Here is an 8,636-nt window from a genome sequence, read left to right as displayed (position 1 = left end):
GGGACACTGTCGCCGGTATGAGCGCCGGTCTTTGCACGGGCAGCGCGCGGCGAGCGGAAACGGGGGGTTTGAGGTGAAGCTCGGCGCCACCATGCCGGTGAACCATCGGCACTGCGGACGGTGGGCGGTGGGAACGGCACTGGCCATGACACTGGTTCTGGCCGGAGCGGCCTGTTCGATCGGTGACGACCAGAAGCGCAAGGCCCCTCCGATCGCCAAGCTGACCATCACGCCGGGGAACGGCACGGCCAGGATCAGCCCCGATGGCGCCATCATGGTGCGGGTCGCGAACGGCACGCTGCAGGACGTCTCGGTCGTCACCAAGGGCAACAAGGTTCAGGGCGTTCAGAGCGGGGACGGCACCCTGTGGCGGTCGAAGTGGACCCTCGACCCGGGCACGAAGTACCACGTGTTCGCGACCGCGCTGGGCACCGACGGCAAGACGCAGTCGGCCATGAGCAGTTTCACGACCCAGAAGGCCGAGAATCCGATCGCCACGACCATCGAGGCGCCGGCCGACCACGAGACGGTCGGCGTGGGAATGCCGATCGTCCTGCACTTCGATCGGGACGTCAGTGAGAAGCACGCGGTGGAGAGGGCCCTCGAGGTGCGCTCCAGCCGCCCGGTCGCCGGGGCCTGGCACTGGTTCGGCGACAAGGACCTGGTCTTCCGCACCAAAGGGCACTGGCCGCGGCACAGCAAGGTCGAACTGGTCGCGCACATGAGCGGGGTGCGGGCGGCCAAGAACGTCTTCGGCACGAAGAACCGAACCCTGACGTTCAAGATCGGCGACGAGCACTCCAGCGTCGCCAGCGAGGACGACCACCAGATGGTGGTCAAGAAGAACGGCGTGCCGGTGCGGACCATCCCCATCAGCATGGGCCGGGGCGGTGTCCGCAAGTACACCACCACCAACGGCAACCACCTGACCATGGACAAGGCACAGGCCGTCCTCATGGACTCCTCGACGCTCGGATGCGGGCCGGGGTGCCCCGACTACTACAGCCAGATGGTCTACTGGGCGGTCCGGATCTCCAACAGCGGCGAGTATGCGCACAGCGCTCCGTGGTCGGTTGGCTCCCAGGGCAACAGCAACGTCAGCCACGGCTGCGTCAACATGAGCCCCTCCAACGCCATCTGGTTCTTCAACTTCAGCTATCGCGGCGACCCGTTCAAGATCACAGGGTCGAGCCGGGAGCTGGAGCCCGACAACGGCTGGGGCTACTGGCAGCTGGCCTGGCCGGACTGGGTGAAGGGCAGCGCACTGAAACGGCCGGTGACGACCGATCCGATCGCCGCCCCGCCCGCACCGGCGCCCACGCCGTCCGCCCGGCCAGGGCCGAGCAGGGGGAGCGGAACGGCCAGCCCGCCGACCTCGGTCACACCGGGCCGTACGCCGAGCTCGACCGGCACGCCGGGCGCACCCGCCGGTCGTACGCCGGGGACCGGCACGCCGGGCTCTCCTGCACCGGGCACGCCGACCAGCCGCACGCCGCCCGGCACGCCGGGCGGCAGCGCACCCGCCCGTCCGGCGGGTCCGTCACCGAGCCGCTGACCGGCGGATCGGCCGGGCCCCGAAGCGCCCGCGAGCCGCTGCATCGCGGGCGCGGGTATGAGCGGACCCGCGGCCACACCGCACCGGTCGGCCCGGCATGGCCGGCCGGGTGCGTTGCGGAGGACCCTCATCGCCCGGTGAGAGGCGGTGGATCGGGCCTGCCGTGCAGCCGGGCCCAGTTCCGGGCCATCGCGATCCGCTCCGGACCACTCGGGTGGGTGGACCACAGGGCGTACTCGAGCGGGTTCGGACGCAGATCGGAGAGGTTGCGCACCGACAGCGCGCGCTGCATGCGGGTGAACGTGGCGGCGTCGCCGGTGAGGTCGAGGGCATGTGCGTCGGCGCGGGCCTCGATGCGACGGCTCACGAGGTTCTGCACCGGGCCGCCGAGCTGGAGCAGCACGGTGACCATCGCCAGCACGAGCGCGAGGGATCGAGGGTCGGCCACGGCGGGCAGGGCCGGCGCGGGCGGACCGGCGGCCGGGGCCGCCGGCCGCGCAGAGGGCGCGACGCCGGCGCGCTCCTGCAGCCGCCGTGAGGTCATCAGCAGGTAGAGGACGCAGACGCCCGAGGCAACCCCTAGCGCTCCCATGAGCGTGCCGTACAGCACGTCGCCGCGTTTGGCGTGGCCGAGCTCGTGCGCGACGATCAGCTTGATCTCATCGGGCCGGCCCGACTTCAGCAGCGTGTCGTAGACGACGACGCGGCGGGTCGAGCCGAATCCGGATACGTAGGCGTTCAGCGCACTGGTACGCCTTGACGCGTCGGCGATCAGGACGTCCTTGACCGGCACGTGGTCTGTGGCGGCCAGTCGCAACAACTCCGTGCGCATCGGCCCGGCGGGCATGGGCCTGAACGAGTTGAACAGCGGTTCGACCACGAGCGGATACGTGAACGACAGGGCGACCACCAGGGCGGCGGCACCGGCGGCCGCGCCGGCCCACCAGTACCGGGGGAACCGCCGCACCAGTACGTGCAGCAGTGTGAGCACCACCACCCACAGCACGACACCGACCATGAACCCCTTCAGCTGATCCACCGTCCAGCCGCCCCAGTCCTGGGTGGAGAGCCCGTGCCGGCGCGATATCGTCTCGGCCCAGACGCGGAACGGCAGCGTCACGATCCGCAGCACCGCCGTCAGCGTGACCGCCGCCGCGATGATCTGAAGAGGCCACCACCGGCGTGCCGGGCGGGTGACGACGCCGAGCAGCCGGGCCCCGAGTGGGGTCAGGCCGAGCACCAGGACGGCGAGGAGAGTCAGAGCCAGGCTCAGGTAGGCCGGAACGCTGATCGCCCCATCGAAGGCGGCGGCCCGGTCGATCTGGGCGGTCGTGAAGTCGCGGGTGGCGTTCGGGGCGACCGCGCCGCCGGGAACCGGCCCGCCGAGCGGCCGCCAGGGCGTCGTTAGGGCAAGGGTCAAGGCGAGTGCGGCGACCAGGCCCGCGGCCGCGCCCGCAGCGGCGATCCTCGGTCTTCGGTCGGCCCCTGCGCTCGCCGCCGAACGACCGGTCCCGCCGGTCGCCGAGGCGCCGCCGGTCACGGCCCCGCCATCGGCCGCCGGGGCGTCCTCGGACGCCGGCGGCCGCTGCCGGCGATCTCCGGCCGGGGCCGCGCCGGTTCCGCCGTCACGGGCGGCCTGCGAACCGTCGCTCACGCCAGTTCCTTCCTGAGGTAGTCACGCCACATCGCCACGAACTCGGCCGGGGGCACGTCCAGAATCTCCTTGAACGCGGCGTCGCCCCGCCGGCCCGCCGCGCGGTAGAGCCGCAAGAGGGTGGCTTCGCCGTACCGCTCGGCCACCATGCGGCAGGCCAGCCAGGCCTCCTCGTAGGCCTGCGGGAGCCGGTCGGACGAACTGCCGAAGTCGGTGCGATCGGGCAGCGCGGCCGGCAGCCGTCCCTTGATCACCTCATCGCGCAGTTCCCGCGCGGCCGAACGCACGCTGAACCGGGCGTTCTTGTACCCGACGTAGTCGGCCAGGCCCTCGATCAGCCACATCGGCGTACGACCGTCGCGCGCGCCGCCCGTGGCGACGTGGGTGAGTTCGTGGGTGAGGACCACCCGGCGACCCCGCTCGCTGAGCCTGCCGAACGTTTCCGGCGAGATGACGATGCGGTCCTCACCGGGAGATCGCGTCGTGCCGCCCTGTGAGACGGTGGCCAGAGCCGCGATCCGGGTCAGGTCCTGCCGGCCGCCGACGAGTCCCTCGGCCTCCGCGCGGTCGGCGGGAACGAGCGCCACGACCCGGCGGTCCCAGCGTGTGCCGACGACGCCGGTGACGATGGGCACCGCGGCGTCGAGCCGCCGTGCGATGGCGCGCAGTGTGGTCTTCGGCCCGTTCCTCCGCGCGCCGGCCGGCTGGTTGCCGATGACCAGACTGTGGCGGCCTCGTACGACCGTCAGCCGTCCGGCGTCCCAGATCTCCGCGTCGTCGCGCAGGCCGCGAGAGGCGCCGTCGCCGACGATCACCCAGCCGGCGTCCGGCCGCCGGCCGAAGGTGAGGTACTGCGTATGGGCGACCTCGGCCCGGTCGAACCCGCGCAGCCGGTAACGGAGCGTGATCCGCAGCGTGGTGGTGCCGTCCGGTCCGGTGACGAGCGGCTCCGCCGTCTCGAGTTGCTGGCGCCAGCCGCTGAGCGGCAGGGCCGTGAGATTGGTGAAGAGCCGGGTCTGGTCGGCCTGGAAGGCCGCAGGCGCCGAGGCGACGGTGGCGAGGAAGGCCTGCCGATCGCGGTCGCGGACCGCGCGGGCCCGTCCGGCCAGCACCGCGTCCACGTCCCTCGAGTCCGGCAGGGCCGGCCGGAGCGCCGCCGTCGCGCCCTCGGCCGAGGGATCTCGCCCCTGTGCCGTCGCGACATAGCCGACACCGGACACGAGGTTCACGGCCACCGCGACGCCGATCGCCGCGGCGAAGAGCCGCGGCGATCGGGACTTGCGGAGACGCGTGATCGTGAACGGCGGTCCCGGAGATTCGGGCTCCATGCGCGCGATCCTATTGGTCCCGCGGGCATGTCCGGGCGAACGGCGCCGCCGGGACGTGGCCTTTACTTGGCGTAGTCCGGGTAGCCGTAGCCGACGACCATGTCCGTCGAGCGAACCTGCTTGGTGACGGCGTCGTTGGTGTTGCCCTCGATGGTCTTGATCCGGCCGCCGCCGAGGTTCTTGACCACCAGTCCGACATGATCGATGTCGTCGATGCTGCCCGAGCCGCTCCAGGAGAAGAAGACCACGGCGCCCGCCTTGGGCTTGTGGCCCCAGCGGCCGCGGTCCTTGAACCACTGGGCGTGCGCGATCGTCCAGGCGTCGGAGCCCATCTGATCGCTGAAATTCAGCTTGTGGCCCAGCCACGAGATGAACATGGAGCACCAGGCCGCGTCCAGGTAGGCATCGACGGAGCCGCCGTCCCGCTCCACGGTCTGCTTCGCTCGTTCAGAACCGGCGTACCACTTCTGGTACTTGGTTCCACCGCCGTAGCCGTCGGTCTCGCTGACCCCCACCTGCTTCTTGGCGAGCGAGATGACGTCCTGCGCGGTGACCGGGCCGTGCGGCGAGGTGCCATCGGCCGAGCCGACCGCGGTGCCGGCCTGGGCCCCGGTCTTCGGCTCGGTCAGCGACTTGAACGTGCTCGAGGCGATCCTGGAGCCGAGGGCGTCGGCCCTCGACATGGCCGACACGATGTCGGCCCCCGTGATGGAGGTGGAGGCCAGCTGAGGCTCGAAGGCGGCGGCGCTGGACTCGCCCGGATGGGTGGCGGCGGCCAGGCCCGCGGCCAGCGCGAGGCCGGCGGCCAGGGTGCCGGCGAAGCGGGGCACCGGTGCGGTGATTCGATGTTTCCCGGACATGCGGTGTGGTGCTCCTTACCTTCCATGCCGCCTACCGGGTTAGCTGTCGGGTTCGGGCGTGGAAGGTGCCCTACGGTGGCCCGCCCGGATACGTGGGCGGGTACCACCGATTCACCCCGGCGGTGTTCCAGAGATCGCCCTGGAACACCGCGATTGGGTCCCCGGTTCCGCGTTGTCGCGGATTCGGCGGGGGACGCCCCAGGTCCGGGGCGTCCCGATGCGGTCAGTACCTGATGAACTTGCTGAAGTTGAGGTGAAGGATCGATGGCCGCGCGCGATGGCGGCGGTAGGTCAGAACGGGCGGACGGCGCCCGCGAAGGTCTGCCGGCGGTAGCCGTCCAACTTGACCTGCTTGACGTACGAGCCGGTGTACGGAGCGTGGATCATCCAGAGCTTGGCGCCCTGGCGCTTGGAGACGATCCCGACGTGACCCTTGGCGTTGAAGAAGACGAGATCCCCGACGGCGAGGTTCTTCCAGGTGATCTTTTCGTCGATCTTGTTGTACTGCGCGTACGTCACGCGCGGAATCTTGACGCCGGCCTTCTTGTAGGCCCACTGGACCAGACCTGAGCAGTCGAAGGTGTTCGGACCGGTGGCGCCCCAGACATAGGGTGAACCGATCTTCTTTTTGGCGTTGGCAACGGCGGCGATGCCGATCAGTTGCCGCTGGGCCCAGGTGGCCTTGTCCTTGTCGGGCGTGAGCCCGACGCCTGGTGTGGTGACCTGGATCTGTTGGGGGGCTCCCACGGGGCTGACCGAGGGTTGTGCGCTCGCCTGAGCCGGTTGAAAGGCTCCCGCCACAGGGACGAGCACCGCGGCCGCGGTGATGAGGCAACCGGCGAGTCTGACTCGCCGGCCCGCCGGGACGCGGTCGTCTGCGTCGGACAAGGTTCGATCTCCTTCTTCCAGACGCCTACCGGGTTAGCTGACGGGTTCGGGCGTGGAAGGCGCCCTACAGCGCGCCACGTACTCGGGGGAGGCGCGCCGATTCACCCCGGGGTCCGCGCGGGCACAGCACCACACGCCGCACCATGGTCATGAGGTGCGAGAGGGTCCTGACCTGCGGGGGTTTGGGTCCCCGGCTCCGCACGAAGCGGACTCGGCGTGTGCCGTTCCGATCCGGACGGGCCGGGCCCGCCCGCAGGACCTACATGATCCTGGGCATGATCGAGACGACGCGAATGTGTGATTGGACCGGACGACCCCGATATCGAGGCTGCCGTGATCGTGCTCCAGTGCGCTGTGCACGCGTCCCGCGTGCTCACGGTCTGCCGGGTCGGCCGGGTGGATCGACGACGCATGGGGGGCGCCGTAAGTGGACATACAGTACCAAACAACCCATGGATGGCAATAGAGGCATAAAAAAAGTAACGGGCCTGGTCAAACCAGGCCCGTTACGTGGTCAGGCAGGAGTCAGCGTGGTTCCAGGGGGTGTTAGGGCCGCCCTCCGCCGTAGAAGTTCTGCCGGTAGTAGCCCGACGAGATGCTGACGATCTCGACGTTCTTACCCGTGCGCGGCGCGTGGATCATCTGGCCGTTGCCGATGCTGATCCCCATGTGGCTGTTGCCGCTGAAGAAGACGAGATCGCCCGGCTGAAGATCGTCGAAGGCGACCCGCCTGCTGGCGCTGTACTGCGTGTACGTCGTGCGGGGCAGGCTCACCCCGCCGGCCCGCCAGGCCATCATCGTGAGCCCGGAGCAGTCGAACGTGTTGGGTCCCGCCGCCCCGTACTGGTACGGCTTGCCCAGCTGGGCGTAGGCGTACTGCAGGGCCGCGCGGGCCGAGCCCGTGGCGGGACCCGTGTAGGTCCCCCCGGTGCGCCCGCTGGGCGACTGCGCCGCGCCGCCGAGACGAACGACCAGGCTGCGCTGCTTCGTGATCGATTTCTCGACCGTCTGCTTCTGCTCACGCAGTTGCTTGGCCTTCTTGGCGACCTGGTCGTAGGCGCTCTTGGCCTGGGCCTGCTCCCGCTGCATCCGCTGGGCCGCGGCCAGGAACTGGCTGAGCTGCGAACTGCGGTTCTCGGACAGGTGCGTGAAGACCGCGGCCTGGTCGAGCACGGCCTGGGGGTTGTTGGTCGCCAGGAACCCGGTGACATCTCCTGTGTCGCCGGACTTGTAGGCCGTCGCGGCCATCTCGGCGACCTTCTGGCGCATCTCCTCGAAGGTCGCCTGCTCCCTGCTGGCGGCCGCTCGGCTGACCGAGTACTTCTTCCTGGCCGCCTTCAGGTCCTCGTTGACCTGGTTGTACTTCTCGACCAGCTGATCGACCTGCTTGTTCAGCTTGTCGAGCTGATTCTTCGCCTGGGACAGCGAAGGCCGGGGCTCCGCATAGGCCGTACCGGCCGGCATCGCCAGCACCGCCGCGAGCGCGAGACACGCCACGGTCCGCATTCGGCGCGGACTTTCATTAGCCACGGTTGCGGCACGCCTCCTCTACTCAGCTCTGTCCACTTACTACAGCGGACGACCTTAGTGAAGGGTCACACCAGTCACAACCGGTTCAGCCTGACTTGTGGCATTTCACGGCTCTTTGGCCACATAGTGCACATAGCTGCTCACGAGGCGCGCACTTCCGGGACGCTCAGCCGCAACGGAGGCACCATGCCGACGTCCGCGAGAACGTCCAGCGCCCGGAGCTCATCGTCGCCGATGTCGATCCCGGCCCCCGCGGGAACGCCGAGCAGCGCCGTCACCACGCACTGGCCGCAGCCCGTGGCACGAACCTCACAGTTGTCGCATTCGATCAGCACGGATCCTCCTCCGTCGCAGCGATCTCTCCGACTCCGAGAGCGACGCTAGGACGGCGGACCGACAAAACCATGCGGGAGGGCGCCAGGAGGCCCGCCGGGCCGGTACGGGCGCCTGCGGTCAGGCCCTGCCCAGGCGGCGCAGCAGCAGGGTCGAGGGCGCCGGCCTGGCCTGTGCGCGGCGTGCGGCGTCGGCGACCTCGCGGTCGGAGGAGACGACGACGATCGGACGGCCCTCAGGTTCCGCACGCACGAGCCGCCCGATGAGCTCGTCGGCGGTCTGGCCGGGGTGGCTGAACAGCACCCGTACGCCCCGGGGAGCGGCGATCGCCACGGGTGCGTCCAGCTCCGCCCCGTCGAAGACGCAGGTGACCTCGGCGCGCGTCTGGGCGGCCAGCCCGCCGAGGCCGGACAGCAGGCGGCTCCGCTGGTCGGCGAGTGGCAGGTCGCCGTATCCGGTCTTGGTGACGTTGTAGCCATCCACGATCA

At 70.1% G+C, this 8,636-nt stretch carries 8 protein-coding genes and 2 riboswitches; of the genes, 1 reads left to right on the top strand and 7 read right to left on the bottom strand.

Features of this window, described 5'->3' with window-relative positions; all coding sequences use genetic code 11:
- Positions 1-1,555: Ig-like domain-containing protein (locus tag HKK72_RS31940; protein ID WP_315987558.1), on the top strand; the 1,555-nt coding region annotated here is incomplete at its 5' end.
- 127 nt (positions 1,556-1,682) lie between these two features.
- Here HKK72_RS31940 and HKK72_RS31935 read toward each other — a convergent pair.
- The 7 genes from HKK72_RS31935 to HKK72_RS31905 form a co-directional block, all read right to left on the bottom strand.
- Positions 1,683-3,209: a M48 family metallopeptidase gene (locus HKK72_RS31935; RefSeq protein WP_315987557.1), complete on the bottom strand. Its 1,527-nt coding sequence runs from the start codon at positions 3,207-3,209 to the stop codon at positions 1,683-1,685.
- Complete coding sequence (locus HKK72_RS31930; protein ID WP_187238157.1) at positions 3,206-4,537, bottom strand: basic secretory protein-like protein; 1,332 nt, start codon at positions 4,535-4,537, stop codon at positions 3,206-3,208. The genes HKK72_RS31935 and HKK72_RS31930 overlap by 4 nt, the downstream gene beginning before the upstream one ends.
- A 62-nt stretch (positions 4,538-4,599) precedes the next feature.
- On the bottom strand, positions 4,600-5,397 hold the full coding sequence (locus tag HKK72_RS31925) for a CHAP domain-containing protein (protein ID WP_187238156.1): 798 nt from the start codon (positions 5,395-5,397) through the stop codon (positions 4,600-4,602).
- A gap of 13 nt (positions 5,398-5,410) precedes the next feature.
- Positions 5,411-5,596, bottom strand: a riboswitch (cyclic di-AMP (ydaO/yuaA leader).
- A 92-nt stretch (positions 5,597-5,688) separates the two neighbouring features.
- Positions 5,689-6,285, bottom strand: coding sequence for a C40 family peptidase (locus tag HKK72_RS31920; RefSeq protein ID WP_222721395.1), 597 nt, complete (start codon positions 6,283-6,285; stop codon positions 5,689-5,691).
- Positions 6,286-6,291: 6 nt separating this feature from the next.
- A riboswitch (cyclic di-AMP (ydaO/yuaA leader) is annotated at positions 6,292-6,512 on the bottom strand.
- A 319-nt stretch (positions 6,513-6,831) separates the two neighbouring features.
- Positions 6,832-7,791 carry a C40 family peptidase gene (locus HKK72_RS31915; protein ID WP_187238155.1) on the bottom strand — a complete coding sequence of 320 codons (960 nt, stop codon included), beginning with the start codon at positions 7,789-7,791 and terminating at the stop codon, positions 6,832-6,834.
- Between the two features lie 164 nt (positions 7,792-7,955).
- Entirely contained in the window at positions 7,956-8,150 is a 195-nt protein-coding gene (locus tag HKK72_RS31910) for a hypothetical protein (protein ID WP_187238154.1), read from the bottom strand.
- A gap of 118 nt (positions 8,151-8,268) precedes the next feature.
- A partial coding sequence (locus HKK72_RS31905) for an NYN domain-containing protein (RefSeq protein WP_187238153.1) occupies positions 8,269-8,636 on the bottom strand: 368 nt, incomplete at its 5' end.

Origin of the sequence: Actinomadura sp. HBU206391 (genome assembly GCF_014323665.1) — a bacterium.
In the GTDB taxonomy this organism is placed as follows: domain Bacteria; phylum Actinomycetota; class Actinomycetes; order Streptosporangiales; family Streptosporangiaceae; genus Actinomadura_C.
This window is presented reverse-complemented; position numbering and strand designations above follow the sequence as displayed.